Genomic DNA, 25,471 nt, shown 5'->3' with positions numbered 1-25,471 from the left:
TACCGAACATTAGCCTACAACCCTGCATAACATATAGCACTTGTAAGTAGGAGAAGGGTGTGGTTCGGAGATGGGCATCCAGTTAACAGCGCTCCATTATGTATATCTGGCATTCATCGTGTTCATTATGGCACTTCTGATTAAGCGGCGGGATACAACGATGATCTGTATTGCAGGCATCTTTGTACTAGGCTGGCTCGCGACAGAAACGATTAGTGGTTCGGTCACAGGCGTATTTAACTCTTTTGTATATGCAACTAAGGAGCTAATGGGTACGATTATGATTATTTCGATCATTGTAGCCATGAGCAGAGTATTAACACGTACCGGAATAAACGAGACGATGGTTGCTCCGCTTACCCGTTTTTTACGTACGCCGTTTATGGCATTTTGGGGCATTGGCTTCATTATGATGGTAACATCATGGTTCTTCTGGCCTTCGCCAGCCGTTGCCTTGATAGGGGTTGTGCTACTGCCCGTTGCTATTCGTGTGGGATTGCCTGCACTTGGAGCAGCGATGGCGATGAATCTATTCGGTCATGGGATTGCGTTGTCGAGTGATTATATTATTCAAGGGGCACCTAAATTGACGGCAGATGCGGCAGGGCTGCCGGTAAGCAGTGTCATGGAAGCGAGTATTCCACTTGTGATCGTGATGGGTATAGTCACTACGGTAACAGCTTATTGGATGATGCGGCGGGATCAGAAGAATGGTACTTGGCGGGATGGACTTATCTCGGGGAAAAATGCCGGGAATGCGCTAGCTGCAGAGAGTGATGCGGTAGAAGATCAAGCCGTCATTCCGCCCACACTGAAGAAATGGTTGGCTATCTTGATCCCACTCTTGTTTCTAGCTGATGTAGCGGGCATGTTTCTGCTGGATTTACAGGGGGGAGACGCAACTGCTTTAGTTGGCGGGACTGCTGTATTTATCTTGGTCGTAGTAACATTGCTCGCACATCGTAATAAAGGATTGGAGCAAGTTACCGCCTATCTAATCGATGGACTTACATTTGGCTTTAAAGTATTCGGTCCAGTGATTCCGATTGCTGCATTCTTCTATTTGGGTGATTCGGCCTTTGCTGAATTGTTTGGAAAAGTTTTACCTGCTGCATCTCAGGGGATTGTTAATGATCTTGGGGTTGCTCTAGCGCATAATGTGCCACTGAATGGTGCTGTAGGTGCTGTGACCGCCACCATAACAGGAGCCATCACGGGTCTTGATGGTTCAGGGTTCTCGGGAATCTCACTTGCGGGGTCCATCGGAAAATTATTCGCGGTGGCCACTCATTCTGACGCAGCTACTTTAACTGCACTTGGTCAGGTATCTGCCATTTGGGTGGGTGGGGGTACGTTAATCCCATGGGCATTGATCCCAGCCGCTGCGATCTGCGGTGTAAGCCCGTTTGAGCTCGCTAGACGCAATGTTAAACCGGTACTAATTGGACTGATAGTTACTACAATTGTTGCTATGTTTCTGGTGTAGACCCAGCTTAAAACATGATGGAATTCAAAAAAAGGCTGCCGAGAATATTCCCGGCAGCCTTATATGTTTATCGTATACCCTTCATGAAATTCTGAATCTTCGAAGAGAACAGGAAGAGAATTAACGCGAGCACAATGGCGACTCCGCCGATGACTCCGAAGTACAGCATTTCAGTATCCGGGGTATAGAACTTCACAATCTGAGCATTGATAGCTTGCGCAGCAGCATTGGACAAGAACCACATGCTCATCATCTGAGCTGTAAAAGCAGCGGGTGCCAGTTTGGTTGTTGCCGAGAGGCCAACAGGTGACAAGCATAGTTCCCCAATGACGACGATAAAGTAGCTGAGAACCAGCCATAATGGATTCACCAGTGAATGGGCTCCACCGAAGTAAGCCGGTACCAGAATCACTAGGAAGGACAGACCGGCAAACAATAAACCAAGCGAGAACTTTTGGGGAATCGTTGGTTGGCGGTTACCGAGCTTTAACCAAATCCAGGCAAATGCAGGTGCAAGGGCGATAATAAACAGTGGGTTAAGCGACTGGAACCAAGCAGGAGAAATGTGTATGCCTGCAAAATCCAACTGGGTGCGCTTATCAGCAAAGCTTGCTAGAACCGTTGAAGTTTGTTCCTGAATCGCCCAGAACATAATCGAAGCCATAAATAAAGGAATGTATGCGAGAATCCGTGATCGCTCTACAGCAGTTGTCTTGGGACTGCGGTACATCACAATAAAGTACATGGTAGGAATAAGCAGCCCTAAGACCCCTACAATTTTAATGAATGTCTCAAAAGTAAGTGCTCCAGTAAGAATGCCTATCGTAACTAATACAGCAAGCACAACTAATCCAATCCCAATCCAAGTAAACAATTTTTTCTTTTTTTCGTTTGGAATCGGGTTGCGTACAATCGTACCTGCCAGACCTAGATTTTTGGTGCGAGTCACTACGTAAACAACTAATCCAATAAACATGCCCACTGCGGCAATCGAGAAACCGAGATGGAAATTATTCATACCTACCGCGCCTACAATTAGTGGAGAGATGAATCCGCCGAGATTAATACCCATATAAAAAATGCTGAAAGCAGCGTCGCGGCGGTTATCTTGTTCGCTGTAGATTTCGCCTACAATACTTGATACATTGGGCTTAAGAAGTCCGGTTCCGAGCACGATCATAATCATCGAAGCAAAGAATAGCGTGGCATTTCCCGGTATCGCCAGTAAAATATGCCCGAACATAATTAGAACGCCGCCGTAAAAGACAGCCTTGGAAGTCCCGAAAATTCGATCCGCAAGCCATCCACCTATAATTCCAGACATATATACGAGTGATCCGTAGATAGACATAATTGAAAGGGCCATATCCTCTGGAAATCCGAGCCCGCCTTTGCTTACCTCATAATACATGTAGTAAACAAGGATCGCTCTCATGCCATAATAGGAAAAACGTTCCCAAAATTCTGTAAAGAAAAGTGTGAATAGTCCCTTAGGATGTCCGAAAAATCCGGTTTGCGGGACACTATCTACAATTTTTTGCCTGTCTGTTGCTGACATGAATCAAATCCTCCTAGATGCTAATTGCTCTTTTCATGAAGTTAACACAACTCTACACTACCTTAATATTTATAATACCCTCATGAGGAAAATCACAACCCTTTGGTAAGAAGGTTCTGAATAATGTCATATTTTTTAGTAATATTTCCAGCGTGGATTATGAATTAACTTTTATTGTGAATGTCATCCAAAACAATTGAGTTTTGAATATTATATTGTTTGGAGTTGCATTATTTCGGAGATGAGCATATACTCTGAACAAGAAAGTGATTGATCAATAACCTAATAAGATTAGGTTGCGTAAGGAGATTATCATGACAACAGAATCTAGTTCCGGTCACAAGAAATCGGATGAATCGGTCACTGTAAACCGCCGGGAACAAATCTTGGAGGCAGCGGTTATTGTGTTCGCCGAGAATGGATACTACCGAGCTACAACAGCACAGGTTGCGGAAAAGGTAGGTATTTCTCAGCCCTATGTATTCAAGGTGTTCAAGAACAAAGAAGAATTGTTTGTCGCTTCCTTAGAACGGGCTTTTGAGCGGATTATTCATTCATTTAAAGGAGTAGAAGCCCCAGCAGATCAAGTGTTGAAGGAAAGTATTAAGGTATATGAGTTGTTGATGGAGACGCATCCGAATGAGATTATTTTGCAAATTCAGGGGTTAGGGATTCGCGATGAAGTCATTCGTGAAACCATGCAAAAGGGAATGCTGGAAATTATCAACCTTGTGCACGAGAAGTTTGTCGCCGCCGGGATCGAGCAGCCTGAAGTAGAGGTAAGCACCTTTATGGCCAATGGTATGCTGTGCAATATTTCTATGGCCCTTGGAATGCCTGAGCTGAAGCCGAAACATCGGAAATAGGTGTAGAGAAGAAGATACGTTGTAACATCTAAGAGCTTAGGCTCCTAGATGTATGATTATAAGGTAGTGATTGATCAATAACAATAATAGGAGGAATGATTTATGTTAACAAAAGCGCTCGTGCTTGGTGCAACCGGGGGAACAGGGACTGTTATTATCGCTGAATTGTTAAAGAGAGGGATAGAAACGGTGGCCTTTGGACGATCGATTCCAAAGCTGGAGAAGCTTGCAACAAAGCTGGGTAATCCCGCCGCGCTTAAGCTAATGGCAGGAGACGTATTTAATGTGCAGGATATATTAGCAGCTGCACAGGATGTGGATGTTATTTTTCATAGTGCATCTGTTCCATATAATGAGATGAGCACGCGACTGTTACCCATGGGAGAGGCGGTCATGGAGGCGGCTAATACGCTGGGAATAAAGGTTGTCGCAGTGGATGGCATTTATCCTTATGGGAGAAGACAGAATGACAAGCCGATCAACGAGGAATATCCGAAGAATCCGCATACAAAAAAAGGAAAAGTGAAACTTGAGTTTGAACGAATGTTTTTTAGCCGGCGTTGGAGTAATACACAGGGACTCATTGTCCGATTACCGGATTATTATGGACCTACTGCCAATGAGGCTTCTTATTTAGGATCGACCCTAGAGTCCATCGCTGCGGGTAAACCTGCAATGTTCATTGGCAATATGAACGTTCCCCGTGAGTATGTATATTTGCCGGATGCGGCTGTCATGATTGTTGAGCTCGCTTGCAGAGAAGAGGCTTATGGTCAGAATTGGAATATTCCGGGGACAGGCACAATTTCAGGTCGAGATATCGTTAAAATAGCGCAAGTAGCACAAGGTTCCAAGAAGCCCGTTATCTCTGTAGGAAGGATTGGATTATCGCTGCTCGGCACATTCGTTCCAGTCATGAAAGAGATCGTGGAGATGCTGTATTTAACCCAGGAACCAGTGATCCTAAGCGGTGGTAAATATGAGCGTAATGTGGGTCCAATTCCCACTACTCCTTTTGAGCAAGGGATAACTGAGACGGTGCTTGCTCTGATGAGTCGTCAGGTCAGGGGAGAATAAAGAACAACGGTCATTGTGAAAGATAGAATAAAAGGCAAACTTATGATACTATTTACTCCTATATAGAAAGAGGACGTGAGCTAAAATGATCAACATAACTATGCCCAATGTGGATGTTCGAATTACTAAACAAATCAACCCGCAGCTAAGCAATATTTACGGATTCACTGATTTCCATCTGATTCCAAGAGATTACGGCGGCATCTTCATGTTCTACAATGACCAAGATGAGTTGTTGTTTGTAGGTAAAGCGAGAAAGCTAAGACCCAGAATCAAAAAACATTTTGAAGATACCGTATCTGATATCAAGCTGCATCGGGACGAGGTCACCAGAATTGATGTATGTTTAATCGAAAGTCCAGTTCATAGAGAGATATACGAAACCTATATCATTAATGAGCTGAAATCTAAATACAATGTAGACAAAGTAATGTTCAGATAAATATAAAGAAGAGGCGCCGTCTAATGACGGTGCTTTTTTTATGCTTGAAGAAAGCTAGGAATGAAATAAGAGCATCGGAACACACTATAAAAGATAGTTAATATCCTTAAAGGGAGATCGGTCATATTGAAGACTAAGTTTTTGATATTGAAGCTAACCTTACTGTGTATGTTTCTTGTGGTTAGTGTAATGCCAGTAACTGCCGATGCTGCAGCTAAAGAGAAAAAGAGCTCACACAAGCTATGCTTTACGCCCTCTGTAATAGAGCTTAAGGATAATCTCAGGAAACTATGGAGCGATCATGTGATATGGACAAAAAACTACATAGTTAGCGCTTTTGCGAATTCCGAGGATAAAGAGAAGGTACTGGCAAGGTTGCTACAGAATCAGCAGGAGATAGGGGATGTTTATAAGCCGTATTACGGTAAGGCAGTAGGGGATAAGCTAGCTCAATTATTGCGGGAGCATATCCTGATTGCCGGAAAGGTAGTTGCTGCTGCACTAGCAGGTAATCAGTCAGACTTGGAGAAATACAATAAAGAGTGGTACGACAACGCTGACGACATTGCAAAGTTCCTTAGCGCACAGAATCCCAAATATTCGTATGAACAATTGAAAGAGATGCTTCATGAACATTTGGAGCTAATAACGGATGATGTGACAGCTAGAGTTAAAAAGGATTGGGATGCCGAAGTCGTCGCCTTCGATAAAGGGCTTGAGCATATAAATATGTTTGGAGATCTACTAACCGTGGGTATTGTTAAACAATTCCCTGATAAATTCAATTAGAACCAGAGCACCCGCAAGGGTGCTTTTTTCTTGTTATAGGCAACCATTTAGGTCTTTTGATCCAATTCAAAAAGTTAGATATAAAGGCTCACTTACAGACAAGGCAAGTAAACTATAATAGACTCGTGGGCACTCGACATTTTTTGACATTTTTTTATAATTGAGGTGATAAGATCAATGATTTCTCCCTTTTTTAAAAAGAAAGATTCCGTGGATAAGCAGTCCAAACCGGGTATGGTTCAAAAGGTGCAATTATCAGAAGAGCAGGGCGAGGAAGTAGAGGAACAGATCGCTGGCGAGACTTTAGCAGGAGTGGTAACTACGGGAAAAGCTCCGCTTGATAAAAAATCACTCGATCTAATCTTCTCCGTGGAGCAGATTATTCAGGCCAGACAGCATGCCGAGACAAATATTAATGAACTTCAGGATCGGTTGACGCATTCCAGCAGCCATGTTGAACGTTTGAACCGGGACATGAAGAATCTCAATAAAGTGATTGAGGAAAGAGAGAAGAACGTTCGAGAGCTTGAGCATAAATTGATTGAGAAGAATCTAAAGGTCGATCAAGTGCTGGAAGATTATCGGGAGCTTCAGACCACCCTCACCGCAGAGATTGAAGAATTAAAAAGTACGATCGATCTGGAGCATCAAAAGTATGTAAATCTGATCCAAAAGCATAACGAAGCTCATGCAGAGAAGCTTAAAAAGATGAACGATCTGGAAGAGAAGCTCGGACGGATTGAAACTGAGAATGCGCATTTAAGACAGAAATACGATACGATCCGCCAAGAAAAAGCCTACCTCTCCGGTATGATCAGCGATTTTACCAATCGTATGACCGTCCCTTTTGGGAATGGAAGCACGCTGGCGGGAAGAAATGAAGACAACGGAGATACATAAGATTCATGGCAATGAATGAACCGGGCGCTGTTCTAATGATTGAGTTGCTGTCGCTTGAGCATGAACAGGCTGGTTATCAGATTGAGATAGGTTTAACCCGTGATATCGGGTATGCCAGACGCATGCTAACCATAGATGAATTTACATATGAACAACTAAATGCGTTGGCTCCCTATTTTGGGGAAAGAATGAGATTGTCATTGTATCCGAAGTGGGATCCTTTTCGTAATAGTTACTACAGCACACTGGTCATTATGAACCAGACCTTCAGCGAAACCCTGTATTTTGCTTGCTCTGAATATTATGTATCGCAGCTTCTTCAGTTAAAGGAATTAGACGATCCCCATGTACATGAAGAGATTGCTGTTGAAACGACATCACCCTCTATACCTCCAGCACGTAGGCTAAGAAAGAAAAACAAAAAACGGTTTGGAAGACTTGGACTGCAGAGTATTGTGCTCGCTTCTTGTTTAGTAGTTGTATTGTCTCTTCGAATGGGTGGTCAAGTTATGGATCGTGCAGAAGGGTTGAAAGGTCCCTCACTAGGCACCAGCGCTGAGGGGATCGAGAAAATGGTCTCTCTACCGTTCATTCCCCCTATTGGTAAGATAGAAACGACCCCTAGTCAGCAAGAGGAACCTGCGCCTACGCCAGAAACTTCTAAGCCTACACCAGAACCTTCAGAGCCTCCTCAAGAGCAGATGAAGCGGTATGAGGAGATTAAATTAACCGGGGATAAATACACCTATAGCCTGCCGAAGGGTTACGTAGCCTTGTCATTTGATGATGGCCCGTCGAAATATACGAAAGAAATCGTAGATATTCTAGTAGAGCATGAGGTGGCAGCCACCTTTTTATTTGTAGGGAATAAGGTCTCTCGTAATGTGGAAGCGGTTAAGTATGCGAGCGAGCATCAGATGTCGATTGGAAGTCATTCGTGGGATCATAGCAAGATGACCGACAATGGGGTTAAGGAGAATCAGAATAATTTGGCTAAGGCTAATCAGGCATTGGAGCAAATCACTCAATCGCCGATTACTGTTTTTCGGCCGCCATACGGCGCGATTAATGATAAGTTAGCAGCCAATGTGACAGAACAGCAGATGAAGGTATTGTTATGGAATCGTGATTCTGAGGATTGGAAACGAAAGACCCCAGAAGACGTCATTCAATTTGTTCATCATACTGATCCGTCCGGTGCAGTATATCTCTTTCACGAAAAGAAGATTACCGTGGAGGCATTGCCTGCTATCATTCAGTATCTAAAAGGGAAAAACATGAAATTCGTCATTTTTAAATAACATCTATGATCCATGATTGGGTCCTATCTTAGAATAAGAGTAGCTGTTACAGGGTTATGATCGCTGTGTTCAAAGGATAGGTCATGGCCCTGAACGCCACTTATTGTGATATTCGGAGAGACTAGGAAGCCATCAATTACAGCACGGAAATTTACACCTTCTGAATAAGCTACATCAAGTGTCCGGACGGACGGCACTTGAGCATCGACAGCCCATTGAAAGCCCTCCGGTTTGAAATCTTCAGGAAACTGCTGTAGCCATTCTGGCCAAGCTTGTGTAGTCTCAAAGGCCTCAGGGGTTGTGCCCGGTAAAGAATGATTCCAGTCTCCACCTAAGATGAGGTAATTGCCTTTATCATTCTCTCTCTGAATATAAGTAGAAAGATATTCTAATTGCTGTTTACGAATCGTTCCCCCTTGATCAAAGGCTGATAAATGAAGATTGATCAGGATCAGTTCTTTCCCGTTATCGACGGGGAATCTGCTCTCCATAAAGGCGCGGTCAAGTTCAAACAGTTGACGAGGCCAGCTTTCTTTTCCCGGAAGATCATATCTAACGTTACTTGTGCTACTGAATTTAGATAAGGTTAATAAACCGCTATTTACTGAGCCCATCGGATCAAGAACGGGAATCGGTACCCAAGGCACCTTGTAGTTCGTTGCGAATACGTTGCTGTAATCAGAGAAGGTATTCGATAAGAAGGAGACTTCATCAATACGGTTGCTACGGGAAGAATTGATGTCCACCTCCTGCAACATGAATAGATCCGAGCCTGAAGTGGTCATTAGAGAGGCTATTGCCTCAAGATTTGTCTTCGTTTGTTCCTCGCTGCTTGAACGTGAATGGGTCCCGCCATCCATAAAGAAATCCTGCCCCCTATCCAGCCCGGCATAGCCAATATTAAAGGTTGTTATTACAAAAGGCTCTCCCTGCTTCATCATTTGTTCCTGATTATGGTTTACCGTTAGTGGAGTAGTCTCCTTCGGCTTATAATCGGTAATGGTAATATACAGTAAAAAGCCACCAAAGATTAAGACGGCAGCTAGAAGGGCAAAACCGATGATTTTTATTGTGGTTGAGCTCATTTAATTCGATCTCTCCTCAGATGTGATTTCATAGAACGGACTTCTAATGATGTAAACTTCGACGCTTCGCCACAACTCCCCTTGTTTAAATAAAAAAAATTTGAGACAATGAGTAGTGATGGACTGAACTTTAATGTTTTGAAAAGAGGATAACGAATGAATATGGAATCCATTTATGGATTAACTTTTGATCAACTGGCGGCATGGCTGTTAGAACGTGGACATAAAAAATTTCGAGCTACGCAGGTCTGGGATTGGCTTTATCGGAAGCGGATTACAGAATTCACGGAAATGCTCGATGTAAATAAAGATTGTGTAGAATTATTGGAGCAGCACTATGTGATCCATACGTTGGAAGAACATGTGAAGCAGGAGTCTGCGGATGGGACGATTAAGTTCCTGTTCCGTTTGAAGGATGGCAACCTGATTGAGACGGTACTCATGAGACAGAAATACGGTTTGTCCGTATGTGTCACTACTCAGGTTGGATGTAATATCGGCTGCAGCTTTTGCGCTAGTGGACTGTTAGCGAAGAGTCGCGATCTTAGCAGCGGTGAGATTGTAGAGCAGATTATGAAGGTTCAGCAGCATTTGGATGCAGCAAACCTCGAACAAAAGGTTAGTCACGTTGTAGTCATGGGAATTGGCGAACCGTTCGACAACTTCAAGAACCTGCTCAATTTCTTATCGATTATTAAGGATCACAAGGGATTAGCCATTGCAGGAAGAGGTATTACTGTATCGACGAGTGGGCTTGCTAACAAAATCGTTGAATTTGCCGATGCGAATACCCAGGTGAACTTGGCAGTTTCGCTTCACGCGCCTAATAATGAGCTGCGGACGAAGATTATGAAGATTAACAAGGCCATTCCTATTGAGAAGCTTATGGAGTCCATAGATTATTATTTGGAAAAAACAAATCGCAGAATTACGTTAGAATACATTCTGATGAAGGATGTAAATGACGGCAAGGAGCACGCGCTTGAGCTGACCGAGCTAATCGGCGACCGGCGCCAGCTCGTTAATGTGAACTTGATTCCTTATAATCCAGTCGATGAGCACAGTCAATATCAAAGAAGTGAGCGGGAGACCGTACGAGCCTTTTTTGATACCTTGAAGAAGCAGGGCGTGAGTGTAAGCACTCGTCTGGAGCATGGTGTGGATATTGATGCTGCCTGCGGACAATTGCGAAGCAAACAGATCAAGAAATCGAAAGCTATGGCTTGAGGGACGGGGCGACCCCTTCACGCAGCTTTTTGTGATACAATGACGTGGCAGGTATTAGGAAAAGAGGTTGAATGAGCAATGTTGACATTTACAAGCTACAACGTGGAGAATGTTAAAGATCCTTTTGGTATACTAACCGGTAAACGGTATGAATTCGTGGTTCAACTGGATGTTCCAGAAGATGATGAGCTCTATATAGAGAATGGAGTTTCTGCTAGGGCGATTATTAAAGTGGATGAAGATCAAGTAAGCATCGTGAGTTATGATCTACAAGAGACAACAACAGGTCAGTTGCTTGATTTTGATATGGAAGAGGACGAGGAAGCAGCATTACTTCTTTTCTGTAAAGAGCATTTGCCAGAATAATGATGCAGCATTGACATCCTTGCCCAATGTTCAATTGTGGCAGGGATTTTTATTTACGCATGAATGTGAAATATAGGTTAAACTATTATAAAGCATCCAAAATAGGAGTTGTATACATGTCTAATGAAGAAGTGTTCTTGACCAAAGAAGGATTGGCTCAATTAGAGGAAGAACTGAAGGAATTGAAGGGCCCAGGGCGCAAGGAATTGGCAGCACGGCTCAAATTGGCGATCAGCTATGGAGACTTGAAGGAAAATAGCGAGTACCATTCGGCCAAGGACGACCAATCGTTCATGGAGACTCGTATTATGATTTTGGAGAAAATGCTGACCAAAGCCAAGATCGTAGATGAGAGTCAGATGGATTTGTCAAAGGTTAGTATGGGTTGTATCGTTACCCTGAACGATATCGAATACTCCGAGAAGATTGAATATAGAATTGTAGGGGCTGCTGAAGCAGATGTCCTAAACAACAAGATTTCCTATGAAAGTCCGCTGGGCAAGGAATTGCTGGGTAAAAAAGTCGGGGATATCGTTAGTGTAAACGCACCGATGGGTATCATCAAATATGAATTGCTTGAAATCAAAATGATGTAACACATGATAAAAAAGTCTCAACTCCGTCTCAGGGGTTGGGATTTTTTTAATTATAGGTAATGGCTATTGTGTATATTGATTTCATATCTTAGACGTCTTGCTAAGTTGCGCTTATAGTTTAGATTAACTTAGAGCAGAGGAGTACTGTTCATGATCCAGAGCGTGTTAACAACGTTGTATCAAGTCATCGTGCCATTATCCATTCCAGTCATTGTCGGTGCACTGCTTGGACGGTTTAAGAATCTGGATACCAAGCCGTTATTGACGCTCTATTTATACTTTTTAACGCCGGCTATTATTCTTAATACACTGGCTACGGCCGAAATTTCTATGGATGATATTTACAAGACGCTAGCCTTTTCGCTGCTAAATTTGTGCTTTTTATGGGCGATTGCAAATATCATCGGGAAATTATTGAAGCTCGGCCCCTCTGAAATATCGGGATTGACTCTGGTCTCGACATTTACGAATAGTGTGAATTATGGACTTCCCTTGGTGTTGCTGGCTTTCGGACAGCTTGGGCTCGATAAAGCTTCTGTGTATGTGATTGGGCAGATGATTATCGTGAATACTGTGGGCGTTTATTTTGCGGCTAGATCGCAGTTCTCGGTGAAAAATGCTGTAAAGTCCGTGTTCTCTCTTCCTGCCATCTATGCAGCTATGCTAGCACTTTTTCTTAGAATATTTGACCTGCATTTACCTTCTGAGCTTGCTACAGGGGTCTCCATGGTTGCCGGAGGTTATTCACCAGTCGTACTGGCGATTCTGGGAGCACAGATGGTCAAAGTACGAACCATGCCATCTGAACGCAAGGGCCAGTCTGTTTTTTGGACAGGGATGATCATTCGATTAATCTTAGCTCCACTAGTGGCATACCTCGGATTATCTATTCTGCATATGGATGGTATTTTATTCTCTGTACTGCTGATTCTGGCCTCCATGCCAGTTGCCGTCAACGCTGTGGTATTAGCGGAGCGATTTGAAGCCTCTCCAGAGCTGGTATCCAAATGTATTTTATGGACGACGCTTGCTTCGTTTCTTGTGTTGCCGATCCTTATTGTGCTAGTGCAAGGTGCGTAAAGACAAAAAAGACCCTATCTTTCAGAAATGAAAGATAGGGTCTTTCTTACTGTTACTTAACCTAGTGGTTGATCTCTTAGAAGTCGAAGTTATCAGGGTCTGGACCTACCCGTTGATCTTGGTTCAGAGCGTTGATTAGATTCATATCCTCTTCTGTTAACAGAAAATCAAACACATCTACGTTTTCGATGATCCGGTGCTCTTTAGTAGACTTTGGAATGGTAATAATTCCACGCTGCAGGTCCCAACGGATAATCACTTGAGCTACGGATTTACTGTGTTTAGCTGCTATTTGTTTCAGTACAGGCTGATCCAACAATTGCCCTTGCATTAATGGAGACCAAGCCTCCAATTGAATTCCTTGTTCCTGGCAGAAGCTAAGGAGTGCTTGCTGACTCAAATAAGGGTGGAGCTCCACTTGGTTTACCATCGGCTTAATTTCCGCATCCTTCATCACCTCTTCAAGATGATGGATCTGGAAATTGCTGACCCCAATCGCTTTTACGCGTCCCTCTTTATACAAGGTTTCAAGTGCTCTCCATGTCTCTTTATATTTTCCTTTTACAGGCCAGTGGATAAGATATAGATCAAGGTATTCAAGTCCAAGCTTAGCTAGGCTAGTCTCGTAGGCGGCAATGGTTTCTTCGTAGCCCATATCTGCAGTCCAGACCTTTGAAGTTACGAAGAGCTCTTCTCTGGACAGGTTGTTGTCCTGCAAAGCTTCTTTGATTGCTTGACCGACGCCAGTCTCATTGTCGTAAATCGCTGCTGTGTCGATGCTGCGGTAGCCATGTGCAATAGCAGATTTGACTGCTTGGATCAGCTCAGAGCCTTCTTCAACTTTAAATACGCCGAGTCCTAGCCAAGGCATATTTACCCCGTTGTGTAATGTAGTTGTGTCCTGTAGATGTTGAGCCATAATAAAATTACCTCCTGAGATATTTAAAAGTTTGATTGGTATGTTAATGCAAGGTTGATTAAGCAGCCTCCGACTGGAGAAGAGTCTCATCTTTCTTCTCCAGCGCACGACTCCAAGCGGTTAGGAATACAGCGGATAGAACCATTATAGCACCCACCCAGGTGGTATGAATCAGTCCCATATGATCCGTGACGATACCGCCAAGATAGGCCCCAATGGCAATACCGGCGTTAAAAGCAGCAATATTCAGCGCAGATGCTACATCTCGCGCACTCGGTACATATCGATCTGCAAGTGTAACTACGTGTACTTGTAGCCCAGGTACGTTCATGAAGGCTAACAGACCCATAAAGAAAATCGTAAGTAGTGCAGCCACTTTAAAGGGAGCGGTAAAGGTTAAGACGAACAGTACAACAGCTTGTATAGCAAACATGTAGAACAAGGCATTCATAGGGTTACGGTTAGCTAATTTGCCTCCAATGACGTTGCCGATGGCGATCGCTATACCATAGACAAGAAGAATGATGGCAACGGTACTCTCTTTGAAACCGCTGATTTCATTAAGAAGTGGAGATAAATAAGTAAAGACTACAAAGGTACCTCCATACCCTAAAGCAGTGATTGCGAAGGCGAGTAGTAACCGTCCGTTCGTCACGAGTTTGACTTGTTCACGAAGCGGTGTTCGGGTTCCTTTGCGCAGTCCTGTGGCAGGGACCAAGAACAGGTTGCCAATGAGCGCTATAAGACCGATGGCAATAATGGCAATGAATGCAGCCCTCCAGCCTAACTGTTGCCCTAGAAAGGTACCCAGTGGCACACCAGTAACAGTAGCTACGGTAAGTCCTGTGAACATGATCGCAATAGCACTGGCTTTACGATTCTCAGGCACGAGGTCGGCGGCAGTGGTCGAAGCAATCGACATGAACAGACCATGCGAAAGGGCAGATATTACTCTAGCTATTAGCAGAATTGTAATACTGTCGGCAGCCGCGGCAAGGCTATTGCCGATAATAAATACAATCATAATGATAAGCAATAATGTTTTGCGCGATACCGCGGTGGTCAGCGACGTTAAGATTGGGGCGCCAAAAGTTACCCCTAAAGCGTACAAAGTAACAGTTAATCCAGCTGTGGTCAGCGGTATATTCAGGTCATCAGCGATTAAAGGCAGCAGCCCTACACTGATAAACTCGGTGGTTCCGATCGCAAAGGCGCTAATGGCTAAAGCCAGGAGTGCCAGGGTACTTCTTTTTTGGTTTAACAACATGTCTCTCACTCCTACACTCTGATAATCACCGGCCGGTAAGTGCAATTATGAAGGCATGAGTCATTTAAGTATAGTACGTACTTTAAAGTGCTATAGGTACTAAAAAGTACCTATAAGAAATCACCTAAGGATATTGTCATCCATTCCTGGGAAATTATCCGCTAAAAAAAAGCGTTAGGCCCCCTTCAGCTGAAGGGAATGCTAACGCTTTGATGATTGATCTATTGTGTTGTTCAGGATGTTATTCGAAGCTGTATTTGATTCCCCATTGTTCTCTAACATTACTCATAATGTCCATGACATCTAAGGAGAGATTGAGGGTTTCTTGGTTGCTGTTTGCCGCGATATAGCGCTGCATATCCTCGATTTCGTATTGCAGCGCTTTGGATGTATCGCCGGCTTGGATCGTTTCTAGGGTGCCATCTAAATAATGAATTGTAGCTGTAGAGGCCCGCGGAAAATTGTCTACGGTAATAAAGCCAAGTTCTCCAGCAACGATGCCCCGTTTAGGCATTTTGGAGCGCATCGTAAGGGAGATGACTGCCATTTCATCCGCATCGTTGTTCAGAATGATTCCGGATTGTTCATCGACACCTGTCTCGAAACGTTTCACCGTCGTAAGAATCTCATGTGGCTGTTTGGACAGAAAGAATCTTGTGAAGGATAAGGCATACGTCCCAATATCCAGCAGTGCTCCCCCCGCTAGATCTTTGCTGAAGAAACGGTTGTTCACATCATATTCTTTATGGCTGCCGAAGGAGACCTGCACCATTTTGAGGCGTCCGATCTTACCTTCGTCAACGATTTGTCTTAGCTTTTTGTACAGGGGCATATGGTAGATGGTCATAGCTTCTGCGACGACTAAGCTTTTTTGTTTAGCGAGCTCGACGATTTCCTGCAGTTGTTTGCTATTTACGGTGATCGCTTTTTCACAGAGGACATGTTTGTTATTCTGCAAGCTTTCTATGATGTATTCGTAGTGGTTGCTATGTGGTGTAGAGATGTAGACGACATCAATTTCTGGATCTTGCAGCATTTCGTTGTAATTGCCATAAGCCTTCTCCGCTCCATATTGGCTGGCGAACGCCTGGGCTTTCTCTAAGGTCCGTGATCCTACCGCATATAAAGTTCCGCCGATGTCATTTAGAGCAGCCGCAAATTCAGTAGCGATACTTCCCGGGCCGATGATGGCCCATTTCAGATTGTTCATGGATAGCACCTCTCCTGTTTTGATTGTTTGATTAAAAAATTGATATATATAGCACATTTGTGCAATATAATAAAAAGTGTGCAAAAATAATCGTCTACAGTATAACGAGGGGTTCTGAATCCGTCAAATCCTTGTAGAAAGCGGGGAGTACTATCATGGATCGAAAAGAGGACAAGAAGCTGCTCATTAAGATTGCACAAATGTATTATGAGCAGAATTTAACGCAAAGTGAAATTTCGAATAAACTTGGCATATATCGCACTACCATTAGTAGGATGCTGAAGAGAGTCCGTGAAGAAGGTATCGTTACGATCACCATCAATTATGATATCGGCGATCATTGTACACTGGAGCAGGAACTGAAAGAACGATTCGGGCTGAAGGAAGCCATTGTTGTAGAGGTAGATCCAGCCCAATCCGGGGTGATCAAACGCAAAGCTATTGGACGGGCTTGTGCAAAATGGCTGGAGAAAGTGCTTCAACCAAAAGATATGATAGGCTTCTCTTGGGGAAGCAGCTTAGCTGCGGTTGTAGAGAATCTGACCCTCGCACAGAGACCTTTTGTAACCTGTGTACCTACGGTGGGCGGTCCATCTGGAAAGATGGAGAGCGGATACCATGTAAATAATATCTGCTATCAAGCAGCTTTAAAGTGGGGTGCACGCTCATTAATGATTGACGTCCCAGCTATCACGGAGCAAAAGGAGACCCGGGATCAGTTGATGCGTTCGCAGTATTACCAGACCATTGCCAAGGCATGGGATCAGCTGGACATCGCTGTATTCGGCATTGGATCACCGGAAATTAAAGGTGAAGAGGCTTGGCGTGGATTTTATGGCGATGCTGTGATTGATGAGCTGGAGAGCGGGAGAGTAGCAGGTGATATTTGCTCACGTTTCTATGATGGCAATGGATTGCCTGTGCGTACAGCAATATCGGATCGAACGCTGACCATAGAGCTGGAGCAGATTAAGCGGGCGAGGTACGCTATTGGTGTAGCGGAATCGCTAGAGAAAGTCTCGGGGATCTTGGGCGCGCTGAATGGCGGGTATATGAATGTACTCGTAACAACTGAAGAGACGGCGCAGAAGATCTTGGAGTAACCACTACTAAATGTAAACCATTGAATTTCGTGAAATAACCTGAAAATGGTATGCGGAATACTGAAAATTTTGCTTGTAAGCACCCGACAGAGCGTGTAAGATATACAAGGTATTCATATCGAACATTAACAACAAACTCATATAATCTTGGGAATATGGCCCATAAGTTTCTACCGGATAACCATCGTAATTATCCGACTATGAGTGAAATAGCGCATCTAGGGTTCCGCTTTCTTCTTTGGAGGAAAGGTCTGGACCGAGCGATGCGGACACTATGCAGTGTTACACCACTAAGGGACAAAAGCCCAGAAGGACAGATTCACTTGAGAGAAACGACTCAAGGGATTTGTCCTTTTTTTGTTTTTTTAATGAAGAAGGAGAGATCAGTTCACGATGAAAGTACTTCAAGAGCGCATTAGACAAGAGGGTCTTATTTTATCAGATACGGTACTAAAGGTAGATTCATTTCTGAATCATCAGGTCGATACGGAGCTTGCGCTGCAAATCGGTCAAGAGTTCAAAAAATTGTTCGGTCATCAACCGATCACAAAAGTAATTACTATTGAAGCTAGTGGAATTCAGTTCGCCATGGCTACTGCGATTGCATTAGATGTACCGTTTATTTATGCGAAGAAAAAGAAAGCAGTCACCCTCGCGGAGGCGGTCTATTCAGCGCCTGTACATTCCTTTACACGCCAAGAGGACTATCTGGTCAGCGTCTCTCAGAAATATCTTGGACCGGATGACAAAGTGCTTATTGTGGATGATTTCCTCGCTACTGGTGCTGCACTTGTAGGACTGGTTGATATCGTGAAAGAGGCTGGAGCAGAGCTCCTTGGTGTCGGTTGTGTGATTGAAAAGAGCTTCCAAGAAGGTCGGAGCCTTCTGGAGAACAGAGGCATAGAAGTCCATGCCTTGGCCCGTATTGCATCTATGTCACCAGGTGAAATTCACTTCATTGATAATGAAAGCTCATTAGAGAAAATCAAGGAGAGTGCGGGATGTTAAGCAAGCAAAAGGTATTTACGTTAGGCCTTCAGCATGTACTAGCCATGTATGCCGGAGCAGTTATCGTACCGCTGATTGTTGGGGGCGCCTTGAAGCTGAATGGGACTCAGATGGCCTACCTTATCGCAGCCGATTTGTTCACTTGCGGATTGGCTACCCTACTGCAAATTATGGGCACCAAGTATTTTGGTAGCAGGCTTCCGGTTATTCTTGGATGTACCTTTACAGCGGTTGGTCCGATTATCGCGATTGCCTCGACACATAATCTGGCGACTGCGTACGGTGCGATCATTATTTCCGGTCTGTTCGTTGTACTTGCGGCTCCGCTTTATGGGAAGCTGCTGAAGTTCTTCCCAACCATTGTAACAGGTTCTGTCGTGACTATTATCGGCCTATCTCTTATTCCAGTAGCCATGAATAACGTTGCTGGCGGAGAAGGCAGCGCTGATTTTGGACAACCGCGCAATTTGCTGCTTGCCCTAATTACACTGCTTGTCATTCTAGCAGTTAACCGTTTCGCAACAGGATTTCTACGCTCCATATCTGTTCTGGTAGGTTTAGTGGTGGGTACTGCGATTGCTTATGGAATGGGCATCGTTAACTTTTCTACAGTAGGTGAAGCTTCTTGGGTGAGCATCGCACAGCCGTTCTACTTCGGATGGCCTGAGTTCAGTCTTACTGCAATCTTCACCATGATCATCGTTAATATTGTTAGTATGGTGGAGTCTACTGGGGTTTATTTTGCCGTAGGTAAAGTAATTGATCAGAAGGTTGAACAGAAGCAGATCGTGAACGGACTACGTTCCGAAGGTGTAGCTATTATGCTGGGCGGAATCTTCAATGCCTTCCCATACACTGCTTTTTCTCAAAATGTAGGCTTGATTTCGCTGTCTCGCATTAAGACTCGTAATGTTATTTTTGCCGCTGGCGGGATCATGATTGTACTAGGACTATTGCCTAAGCTGGCTGCCTTGACGACGATTGTACCGAATGCCGTACTTGGTGGAGCTATGATTGTCATGTTCGGTTCGGTGGCCGTTTCCGGAATATCCATTCTATCTGATGTGGATTTGCGTAAGGACGGTAATCTACTGATTGCGGCTTGCAGTATTGCTGTTGGCTTAGGCTCAGCGACACTTCCAGCAATGTTCGCAGAGCTGCCTGAATTCGCTCGGATGCTTCTGCAAAACGGTATCGTTTCTGGTTCGCTTACAGCGATTGTGCTGAACATCTTCCTCTCGAAGACAAAGGATGATGTGCAGGTAAAGGATAACACCGTACCCGTTCTTACTAAGGAGTCTCAAGTCTCCTAAACTTTATTGGATTGATGAAAAGGCTCAGACTAGGTGAAGTACAAACCTAGACTACCTGCAAAAACGAAATAAAAGATCTGACCCGGCTTCATGCACGGGTCAGATCTTTTTTTAAATATAATAATATATTATTCCACGCTTAAAAAAATCCTTATATTTTCTCCAGAAACGATTAACGGTTACTATGTTTGATTAATATCCCTATATTACGCGCGGTGCGCTCCATGTTGAAGGAAGCATCGGTGAGCGCTTTATCAAGCGTACAAACCCCTGGAACGATGGAGAAGAACATATCAATACCATGCTCGTACACAGCTTCTACGCCAGTACCTAGAGAACCCGCTAAGGCAATAACAGGTACACCAGCGGCTTGTGCTACCTTGGCAACACCAATCGGTGTTTTGCCATAGACGGTTTGGCTATCCATCCCACCTTCACCTGTGATGACATAATCCGCATCTTTCACTTTATCCGCAAGATTCATGGCATCGACGACGATGTTTACGCCTCGCTTCAACTGGGCTCCTAGGAAGGCCATCACGCCAGCACCTAGTCCACCTGCTGCACCGGCACCTGCTGTATCGTTCACTTCTTTACCGAGATCGCGTGCAATGATGTTTGCGAAATGTGCAAGATTTGCATCCAATTGCTTCACCATCTCAGGTGTTGCCCCCTTTTGCGGGCCGAAGATGGCGGATGCTCCACGCTCCCCAGTTAACGGATTGTCCACATCACATGCAGCTACTACCTGGAGACCTTGAAGCCTCGGATCTATATGAGCACTATCAATACGAGTAACTTCACTCAGCGACCCTCCACCATATCCAATCTCCGTTCCATCTTCTCGCAAGAAGCGGAATCCAAGTGCTTGTGCCATGCCTACACCACCATCATTCGTCGCACTGCCACCGAGACCCATAATAATGGAACGTACACCTGCATTCAGCGCATGAACGATGAGCTCCCCGGTACCCTTTGTTGTGGTGATCAACGGATTACGATCTTCCTTCGCTACAAGTTCAAGTCCAGAAGCAGCTGCCATTTCGATAATCGCGGTTTTTCCATCTCCCATAATGCCATAAAATGCATTCACAGGGTGACCAAGCGGCCCTGTTACGTTACATTGTATAATTCGTCCGCCTGTCGCATCGACGAGCGATTGAACCGTACCTTCGCCGCCATCCGCCATCGGAACCTTAATATATTCTGCATCCGGAAAAGAGGAGCGGAGTCCTCGTTCTATGGCCTCACAGGCTTCCATTGCTGTCATACTTTCTTTAAATGAATCTGGCGCCAATACAAACTTCATGCTCTCCACTTCCTTTTATGTTGTTCATGCTTCAAAAGTGTTATACGAACCATTGGAATACTCCGAATACTAAGGTCGATACGATGGCTAGTGTTAGACCAACTGCAGTTTCATAAGGAATCAATTTGAGGCGTTCTTTCATCTGCATGTTCACACTACCCCCTGTTGCGTGGAAGAAGCTACCGTGAGGCATGTGGTCGAATACCGTCGCACCAGAGTGAATCATTGCCCCCGCTCCTAATGAAGCTACGCCAAGTCCCATAATCGTGGAGCCGAACACAGAGCTTGCTACGGCTGTACCTGCTGTTGTCGATGCTGTTGCAAGAGACATCAACGCACCACTGATTGGAGCAAGCAAGTATGCCGGTAAGCCTGATGCCGTAAGGCCATCGATAATAACATCCTTCAATTGCGAATTTGCAATAATACCAGCTAGTGTCCCTGTCCCGATTAACATAACGGCTACACCAGTCATTTTACCAAGACCAAATACAGCGAACTCATTTAACTTCTTAATTCTTCCCATTGCAATAGCACCTACGATACCTCCAACTGGAAGTGCAATAACTGGATCGACTACGATGCCTGCAATTGGACGAAGGGATAACAAGATAATGGCTACAAGTGGAGCTAGAATAGCTGTGAAGAAGCTTGGAAGCTGGTCATTCAGATTATCCGTGACCTCAGAAGCTTCTACTTTACTACCTTTATTGTTTAAACGTTTTGCGATGAAGTAGGTTACGATAATTCCAAACACGGCTGGGATTATACCTGCTGCCATCAACGAAGTTAACGGAATGTGAAATGCATCTGATGCTGCAATTGCATTCGGGTTTGGTGACATGATGTTACCGGCCTTCCCGCCACCAATCATAGCGATCAGGATTGCCAATTTCGAAAGATTTGCACGTTGTGCAATAGCTAATGCAATGGGCGCTACAGTAATAACAGCTACATCCACGAATACGCCGACCGCTGTAAGAACCATTGTTGCTAAGGCTAATGCGAGTAATGCTCGTGTCTCACCGGCTTTCTGAACCAGCGTCTCTGCAATCTTTTTCGCCGCGCCTGATTCAATCAATACACCTGCTAACACACCTGCTGCCAAGATACGAAGCACAGCAGGAATCATCCCTTTGGCACCATCCATCATCAGCGTAATGGTATCCACCATACTCACACCGCCGATTAAACCACCTACTAGCGCACCAATCATCATGCCGTAGGCTGGCGGTACTTTTTTCAATATTAGAACGATTGCCACAACCAATGCAGCTAAAGCACCTAAAACGCTTACACTCACTGTCATGAGTAATTCCTCCCAGTTTTACACAGAATGTATAGGTAGATATGTGGTTTGAGCTCATACCTATACTTTAGCGATATTTTGTAAGCGTTTCATTAGGCGGACAAATAAACATTTCGCAATGGTTAATGTCTTTTTTTGTGCAAATGAACATATTGCCTCCTATTCATCACGGGACATACCAGAATGATCCAACAAATATAACCAACGCGCACTCATGAGTAGGAATAGCTCCTGATAATTTCTTGGATCTTTCCCTGTGAGCTCGGTTATACGCTGGAGTCGGTAACGTAAGGTATTCCGATGAATACGCAGTCGTTCAGCTATATGCTGTTGCTCTCCATTTTCGAGGTAAAATAGAACTAATGTCTGCTGAAGCTCGCCACTACGATCCTCCTCCATAAAATGCGCCCATAGCTGCAGCAGCTCCTCCGACATCCAATTCTGCACACTTGGAACGGCCATCGTCTCCAGTTGCAGATCCGTTGCATAATAAACCGGCTCATCCGGATATATTGCATAGCCTGCACGCATCGTATCTTCTGCGGATTGAATGGACTTCATCATCCCTTGAATCCCTGTAAAAGGTTTGCCTACAGCGATACGTAGTGGAGAAATCTCCTTTACATCTAACCAACGTCTTATCTGGTGAATGCCTTCACATATATCTGTATGTGGCTTCCGCTCGTGGAGATGGTCCTTGATCAGAATAACTTGTCTGGCATTACGAATGGTAATCAATTGAACAGCCGGGCGTCCTTCCAATACATCAGCTACCCGCTTCATTGTCACCATGAGCTCCTCTTCATTACGATCAATGAATTCAATGATGCATGCGATATGTGGCTTATCCACTTGAAAATCAATCTGCTGTGCTTGATGTCGCAAGTTCTGCACGTTCGCCTCAGCGCCATTCATCACCGCGAGCAGGAAATTCTCCTTCATTCGTTTGTCCCATTGTGCCTGCTCTAACAGCTTCATATGCTCAAGATACATTTCTGCCGTCATCTTCACCAATTCACCATACTTCGTCACTTCTTTGGGGTCCCCTGTAATCCCGATAACACCAACAATCTCATTCTCAAACTCAATAACCAGGTTCGTTCCAGGCAATACCCCCTGCAATCTAGCAGCGCTCTCCTGATCAATCTCGAATCTGCCACGACGCTCGATCGCGAGTAATGCTCCCTCATGTGATTGCCCTAATCGCTTACCATCTCCAGATCCAATAATTCGTCCTCGCTTGTCCATAACATTGACGTTGTACCCAATCACATGCATCGTACGTCGAACAATTTCCATCGCGATTTCTTTGGTCAAGCCCCTCATGGCTACTACCCCCTATTTAGAAAGTCTCTATGCGAGTCCTTGTTAATTTCATGCGCGATATAATATACCTTTAAGATCTTATCATTAGCACAAGATGAGCTTGATTGAAACACTACTAGTATATATTGCGGAGAATGGAGATCATAATCGAACTGGTATGTGGAATGATGTGGCGGAAATAAACCCCTATTCTAATTGCCAACCTCTTTTTATAGGCATAAAATTAGTTGAGCAGGTATAGATAAATTAGGACAGGGATGGAGTAGGAATGAATGAGAAAGTAGTAATGAATGATAAAATTGTCATGCCATTATGGACGATGTGCCTCTTTATTGTAGTGATGAACACAACGATGTTTAATGTATCGCTTCCATCTATTATTCAGGATCTCCAAATTTCTGCTGACCTAGGCTCATGGGTCATTTCCAGCTATTCGATTGGATATGCGTTGTCGACGGTGATTTATAGCCGGTTATCCGACTTGGTGCCGGTTCGCAAGCTCTTGACCATTGGTTTAATTACGCTTGGGACGGCATCCGTGTTTGGATTGTTCGCACATGACTTTAATATGCTATTAATTACGAGAATCGTGCAATCTGCAGGCGCCGGATCTATGGCAGGATTGGGGCTTGTACTGGCCAGCCGCTATGTTCCGATTGAAAGACGCGGCGCTGCTATTGCGATGATCTCGGCGGGTAGTGCAATGGCCTTTGGTTTAGGTCCTATTGTCGGAGGCGTGATCAGCCAGTACTTTGGCTGGAATGGATTGTTCGGAATTACTTGCCTAGTGCTTATCGTGCTGCCGGTGCTGCTGCGGTTATTGCCTAAGGAAAAGCCACAGCCTGCAAGCTTTGATATCCTAGGAGCGGCGCTGACCGTTGTAAATGCGGCAAGTTTACTGGTAGCTGTAACTACCCAGTCGCTTGTATGGCTAGTGGTGGGTGTAGCGTCTATTATCGTGCATGCCGTACATCTGAAGAAGGCCAAGGAATCATTCATTAATCCGCAGCTGCTTGCCATGCCAGGTTACTTGAAACTGGTTGCCGTAGGCTTTTGTATTCTGGTGCTGAACCTGGGGAACTTGTTCCTGATGCCGCTTGCGCTCGCTAATCTGTTCGGTAAATCAGCGCTGATGATTGGTTTGTATATCGCACCGGGAGCGCTATTATCTGCATTTCTGACCCGGTATGTGGGACGTTTTATTGATCGTTACGGTAATATCCGCTTCTTATTGATTGGACATTGTATACTTGCAGTCGTTATGGCTGTGTTTGCTATGAATCTTTCTGTATCACCTAAAGTACTACTGCTAGGTTATCTATGCTTCTCTCCCGCCTTCTCAGCTACGATGGCATCCTTAAATAATGAAGCTTCTATCGTTCTTCCAAGGACTTGGATTGGTTCTGGCATGGGGCTTTTACAACTGGTTCAATTCTTCGGAGGCTCTGTATCTGTTGCAGTCTGCGGGCTTTTACTGCATGCTCAGCGTGATATCTCCCCTGCAAAAGCATATCAGCATGTATACGGCGTGTTGCTCCTCGTTAGCTTGTGCTCGTTAGGAATTCTTCTTTTATATAGACGTTCTAACGCCAAGAGTAAGGTTGGGCAGTCTACGCACGCCTAGAACTGAAACGAAAAGGTAATAAAGACGTATCAGATGCTATAGCAGAACTAAGGAAGGAATGGTAATAATGGACAATGGGATGAATGTAATCTTATTTGAAAAAATGCCGGAAGGCGGGCTGCGAGTCATTGAGGAACGCACGTGGAGCATGAATATGATTGCAGCACTAGAGCATGTCAATTATATTGTGGTTGACAGTGTTGAATATGAAACGGTTGAAGGACGGCTGAATGTAGATGAAGGTAAGCTGGAGCTTTTACTTGTTCCGATGCACAACGAATGATTGAGATAAGGGAAGGAGAACCTTACG

The 25,471-nt window shown here is 44.4% G+C and carries 24 protein-coding genes and 1 riboswitch; of the genes, 16 read left to right on the top strand and 8 right to left on the bottom strand.

Annotated elements, in window-relative coordinates; genetic code table 11:
- Positions 1–70: 70 nt before the first annotated feature.
- Positions 71–1,486 (top strand): hypothetical protein, encoded by a 1,416-nt coding sequence (locus M2444_RS15170; RefSeq protein WP_094868402.1) that lies wholly within the window; start codon positions 71–73, stop codon positions 1,484–1,486.
- A gap of 67 nt (positions 1,487–1,553) precedes the next feature.
- Here the strand turns inward: M2444_RS15170 and M2444_RS15165 are convergent, their stop codons facing one another.
- Positions 1,554–3,044: a peptide MFS transporter gene (locus M2444_RS15165; RefSeq protein ID WP_280787374.1), complete on the bottom strand. Its 1,491-nt coding sequence runs from the start codon at positions 3,042–3,044 to the stop codon at positions 1,554–1,556.
- 314 nt (positions 3,045–3,358) lie between these two features.
- On the opposite strand from M2444_RS15165, the gene M2444_RS15160 reads away from it, so the two are divergent.
- The 6 genes from M2444_RS15160 (at position 3,359) to M2444_RS15135 (ending at position 8,419) form a co-directional block, all read left to right on the top strand.
- On the top strand, positions 3,359–3,910 hold the full coding sequence (locus M2444_RS15160) for a TetR/AcrR family transcriptional regulator (protein ID WP_280787373.1): 552 nt from the start codon (positions 3,359–3,361) through the stop codon (positions 3,908–3,910).
- Positions 3,911–4,012: 102 nt separating this feature from the next.
- Positions 4,013–4,987: an NAD-dependent epimerase/dehydratase family protein gene (locus M2444_RS15155; RefSeq protein ID WP_280787372.1), complete on the top strand. Its 975-nt coding sequence runs from the start codon at positions 4,013–4,015 to the stop codon at positions 4,985–4,987.
- Positions 4,988–5,072: 85 nt separating this feature from the next.
- Positions 5,073–5,429 (top strand): nucleotide excision repair endonuclease, encoded by a 357-nt coding sequence (locus M2444_RS15150; protein WP_094868398.1) that lies wholly within the window; start codon positions 5,073–5,075, stop codon positions 5,427–5,429.
- 126 nt (positions 5,430–5,555) lie between these two features.
- A complete protein-coding gene (locus M2444_RS15145) occupies positions 5,556–6,218 on the top strand; it encodes a glycosyltransferase (protein WP_094868397.1) in 663 nt (220 codons plus the stop codon).
- 177 nt (positions 6,219–6,395) lie between these two features.
- Entirely contained in the window at positions 6,396–7,118 is a 723-nt protein-coding gene (locus tag M2444_RS15140; protein ID WP_094868396.1) for a hypothetical protein, read from the top strand.
- A gap of 5 nt (positions 7,119–7,123) precedes the next feature.
- Positions 7,124–8,419 (top strand): polysaccharide deacetylase family protein, encoded by a 1,296-nt coding sequence (locus M2444_RS15135; protein ID WP_280787371.1) that lies wholly within the window; start codon positions 7,124–7,126, stop codon positions 8,417–8,419.
- A gap of 23 nt (positions 8,420–8,442) precedes the next feature.
- On the opposite strand, the gene M2444_RS15130 is transcribed toward M2444_RS15135, so the two are convergent.
- On the bottom strand, positions 8,443–9,504 hold the full coding sequence (locus M2444_RS15130; RefSeq protein ID WP_280787370.1) for an endonuclease/exonuclease/phosphatase family protein: 1,062 nt from the start codon (positions 9,502–9,504) through the stop codon (positions 8,443–8,445).
- A 156-nt stretch (positions 9,505–9,660) separates the two neighbouring features.
- Between M2444_RS15130 and rlmN the strand changes: the two genes are divergently transcribed.
- From rlmN to M2444_RS15110, 4 genes are all read left to right on the top strand, one after another.
- Entirely contained in the window at positions 9,661–10,731 is a 1,071-nt protein-coding gene (gene rlmN / locus M2444_RS15125) for a dual-specificity RNA methyltransferase RlmN (protein WP_280787369.1), read from the top strand.
- Between the two features lie 78 nt (positions 10,732–10,809).
- The gene (locus M2444_RS15120) at positions 10,810–11,097 is read left to right on the top strand and encodes a DUF6509 family protein (protein ID WP_094868392.1); all 288 of its coding nucleotides are present in this window, start codon (positions 10,810–10,812) and stop codon (positions 11,095–11,097) included.
- A gap of 116 nt (positions 11,098–11,213) precedes the next feature.
- Positions 11,214–11,693 carry a transcription elongation factor GreA gene (greA, locus tag M2444_RS15115; RefSeq protein WP_042131553.1) on the top strand — a complete coding sequence of 160 codons (480 nt, stop codon included), beginning with the start codon at positions 11,214–11,216 and terminating at the stop codon, positions 11,691–11,693.
- A 150-nt stretch (positions 11,694–11,843) separates the two neighbouring features.
- Entirely contained in the window at positions 11,844–12,773 is a 930-nt protein-coding gene (locus M2444_RS15110; protein WP_280787368.1) for an AEC family transporter, read from the top strand.
- A 76-nt stretch (positions 12,774–12,849) separates the two neighbouring features.
- Here the strand turns inward: M2444_RS15110 and M2444_RS15105 are convergent, their stop codons facing one another.
- The 3 genes from M2444_RS15105 to M2444_RS15095 all read right to left on the bottom strand — a co-directional run bounded on the left by M2444_RS15105 (position 12,850) and on the right by M2444_RS15095 (position 16,169).
- A complete protein-coding gene (locus tag M2444_RS15105; protein WP_280787367.1) occupies positions 12,850–13,692 on the bottom strand; it encodes an aldo/keto reductase in 843 nt (280 codons plus the stop codon).
- Positions 13,693–13,750: 58 nt separating this feature from the next.
- Positions 13,751–14,959: an MFS transporter gene (locus tag M2444_RS15100; protein WP_094868389.1), complete on the bottom strand. Its 1,209-nt coding sequence runs from the start codon at positions 14,957–14,959 to the stop codon at positions 13,751–13,753.
- Between the two features lie 241 nt (positions 14,960–15,200).
- Entirely contained in the window at positions 15,201–16,169 is a 969-nt protein-coding gene (locus tag M2444_RS15095) for a Gfo/Idh/MocA family protein (protein ID WP_280787366.1), read from the bottom strand.
- A gap of 155 nt (positions 16,170–16,324) precedes the next feature.
- Here M2444_RS15095 and M2444_RS15090 point away from each other — a divergent pair, with 155 nt between their 5' ends.
- The 3 genes from M2444_RS15090 (at position 16,325) to M2444_RS15080 (ending at position 19,593) form a co-directional block, all read left to right on the top strand.
- Positions 16,325–17,272 (top strand): sugar-binding transcriptional regulator, encoded by a 948-nt coding sequence (locus M2444_RS15090; protein ID WP_094875389.1) that lies wholly within the window; start codon positions 16,325–16,327, stop codon positions 17,270–17,272.
- A gap of 117 nt (positions 17,273–17,389) precedes the next feature.
- A riboswitch (purine riboswitch) is annotated at positions 17,390–17,493 on the top strand.
- Positions 17,494–17,665: 172 nt separating this feature from the next.
- Complete coding sequence (locus M2444_RS15085) at positions 17,666–18,280, top strand: xanthine phosphoribosyltransferase (protein WP_280787365.1); 615 nt, start codon at positions 17,666–17,668, stop codon at positions 18,278–18,280.
- Positions 18,274–19,593: a nucleobase:cation symporter-2 family protein gene (locus M2444_RS15080; protein ID WP_280787364.1), complete on the top strand. Its 1,320-nt coding sequence runs from the start codon at positions 18,274–18,276 to the stop codon at positions 19,591–19,593. Before M2444_RS15085 ends, M2444_RS15080 begins: the two co-directional genes overlap by 7 nt.
- A gap of 172 nt (positions 19,594–19,765) precedes the next feature.
- Here M2444_RS15080 and M2444_RS15075 read toward each other — a convergent pair whose 3' ends face one another.
- The 3 genes from M2444_RS15075 to M2444_RS15065 all read right to left on the bottom strand — a co-directional run bounded on the left by M2444_RS15075 (position 19,766) and on the right by M2444_RS15065 (position 23,537).
- The gene (locus M2444_RS15075; protein ID WP_280787363.1) at positions 19,766–20,902 is read right to left on the bottom strand and encodes a glycerate kinase; all 1,137 of its coding nucleotides are present in this window, start codon (positions 20,900–20,902) and stop codon (positions 19,766–19,768) included.
- Positions 20,903–20,942: 40 nt separating this feature from the next.
- Positions 20,943–22,211 (bottom strand): GntP family permease, encoded by a 1,269-nt coding sequence (locus M2444_RS15070; protein WP_280787362.1) that lies wholly within the window; start codon positions 22,209–22,211, stop codon positions 20,943–20,945.
- 159 nt (positions 22,212–22,370) lie between these two features.
- A complete protein-coding gene (locus M2444_RS15065; RefSeq protein ID WP_094868382.1) occupies positions 22,371–23,537 on the bottom strand; it encodes a sugar diacid recognition domain-containing protein in 1,167 nt (388 codons plus the stop codon).
- Positions 23,538–23,805: 268 nt separating this feature from the next.
- Here M2444_RS15065 and M2444_RS15060 point away from each other — a divergent pair, with 268 nt between their 5' ends.
- On the top strand, positions 23,806–25,161 hold the full coding sequence (locus M2444_RS15060; RefSeq protein WP_280787361.1) for an MFS transporter: 1,356 nt from the start codon (positions 23,806–23,808) through the stop codon (positions 25,159–25,161).
- A gap of 67 nt (positions 25,162–25,228) precedes the next feature.
- On the top strand, positions 25,229–25,444 hold the full coding sequence (locus tag M2444_RS15055) for a hypothetical protein (RefSeq protein ID WP_280787360.1): 216 nt from the start codon (positions 25,229–25,231) through the stop codon (positions 25,442–25,444).
- The last annotated feature ends 27 nt before the right edge of the window (positions 25,445–25,471 follow it).

Origin of the sequence: Paenibacillus sp. PastF-3 (assembly GCF_029893135.1) — a bacterium.
GTDB classification, from domain to species: domain Bacteria; phylum Bacillota; class Bacilli; order Paenibacillales; family Paenibacillaceae; genus Paenibacillus_AQ; species Paenibacillus_AQ nitricinens.
This window is presented reverse-complemented; position numbering and strand designations above follow the sequence as displayed.

Excerpts from the sequence above, each read along its gene's own strand:
- M2444_RS15065 (WP_094868382.1), bottom strand. The coding sequence starts at position 23,537 with ATGAGGGGCTTGACCAAAGAAATCGCGATGGAAATTGTTCGACGTACG.
- M2444_RS15090 (WP_094875389.1), top strand. The coding sequence starts at position 16,325 with ATGGATCGAAAAGAGGACAAGAAGCTGCTCATTAAGATTGCACAAATG.
- M2444_RS15165 (WP_280787374.1), bottom strand. The coding sequence starts at position 3,044 with ATGTCAGCAACAGACAGGCAAAAAATTGTAGATAGTGTCCCGCAAACC.
- rlmN (WP_280787369.1), top strand. The coding sequence starts at position 9,661 with ATGAATATGGAATCCATTTATGGATTAACTTTTGATCAACTGGCGGCA.
- M2444_RS15095 (WP_280787366.1), bottom strand. The coding sequence starts at position 16,169 with ATGAACAATCTGAAATGGGCCATCATCGGCCCGGGAAGTATCGCTACT.
- M2444_RS15080 (WP_280787364.1), top strand. The coding sequence starts at position 18,274 with ATGTTAAGCAAGCAAAAGGTATTTACGTTAGGCCTTCAGCATGTACTA.
- M2444_RS15085 (WP_280787365.1), top strand. The coding sequence starts at position 17,666 with ATGAAAGTACTTCAAGAGCGCATTAGACAAGAGGGTCTTATTTTATCA.
- M2444_RS15055 (WP_280787360.1), top strand. The coding sequence starts at position 25,229 with ATGGACAATGGGATGAATGTAATCTTATTTGAAAAAATGCCGGAAGGC.
- M2444_RS15150 (WP_094868398.1), top strand. The coding sequence starts at position 5,073 with ATGATCAACATAACTATGCCCAATGTGGATGTTCGAATTACTAAACAA.
- greA (WP_042131553.1), top strand. The coding sequence starts at position 11,214 with ATGTCTAATGAAGAAGTGTTCTTGACCAAAGAAGGATTGGCTCAATTA.
- M2444_RS15130 (WP_280787370.1), bottom strand. The coding sequence starts at position 9,504 with ATGAGCTCAACCACAATAAAAATCATCGGTTTTGCCCTTCTAGCTGCC.
- M2444_RS15070 (WP_280787362.1), bottom strand. The coding sequence starts at position 22,211 with ATGACAGTGAGTGTAAGCGTTTTAGGTGCTTTAGCTGCATTGGTTGTG.
- M2444_RS15060 (WP_280787361.1), top strand. The coding sequence starts at position 23,806 with ATGAATGAGAAAGTAGTAATGAATGATAAAATTGTCATGCCATTATGG.
- M2444_RS15170 (WP_094868402.1), top strand. The coding sequence starts at position 71 with ATGGGCATCCAGTTAACAGCGCTCCATTATGTATATCTGGCATTCATC.
- M2444_RS15110 (WP_280787368.1), top strand. The coding sequence starts at position 11,844 with ATGATCCAGAGCGTGTTAACAACGTTGTATCAAGTCATCGTGCCATTA.
- M2444_RS15075 (WP_280787363.1), bottom strand. The coding sequence starts at position 20,902 with ATGAAGTTTGTATTGGCGCCAGATTCATTTAAAGAAAGTATGACAGCA.
- M2444_RS15155 (WP_280787372.1), top strand. The coding sequence starts at position 4,013 with ATGTTAACAAAAGCGCTCGTGCTTGGTGCAACCGGGGGAACAGGGACT.
- M2444_RS15105 (WP_280787367.1), bottom strand. The coding sequence starts at position 13,692 with ATGGCTCAACATCTACAGGACACAACTACATTACACAACGGGGTAAAT.
- M2444_RS15160 (WP_280787373.1), top strand. The coding sequence starts at position 3,359 with ATGACAACAGAATCTAGTTCCGGTCACAAGAAATCGGATGAATCGGTC.
- M2444_RS15140 (WP_094868396.1), top strand. The coding sequence starts at position 6,396 with ATGATTTCTCCCTTTTTTAAAAAGAAAGATTCCGTGGATAAGCAGTCC.
- M2444_RS15100 (WP_094868389.1), bottom strand. The coding sequence starts at position 14,959 with ATGTTGTTAAACCAAAAAAGAAGTACCCTGGCACTCCTGGCTTTAGCC.
- M2444_RS15135 (WP_280787371.1), top strand. The coding sequence starts at position 7,124 with ATGGCAATGAATGAACCGGGCGCTGTTCTAATGATTGAGTTGCTGTCG.
- M2444_RS15120 (WP_094868392.1), top strand. The coding sequence starts at position 10,810 with ATGTTGACATTTACAAGCTACAACGTGGAGAATGTTAAAGATCCTTTT.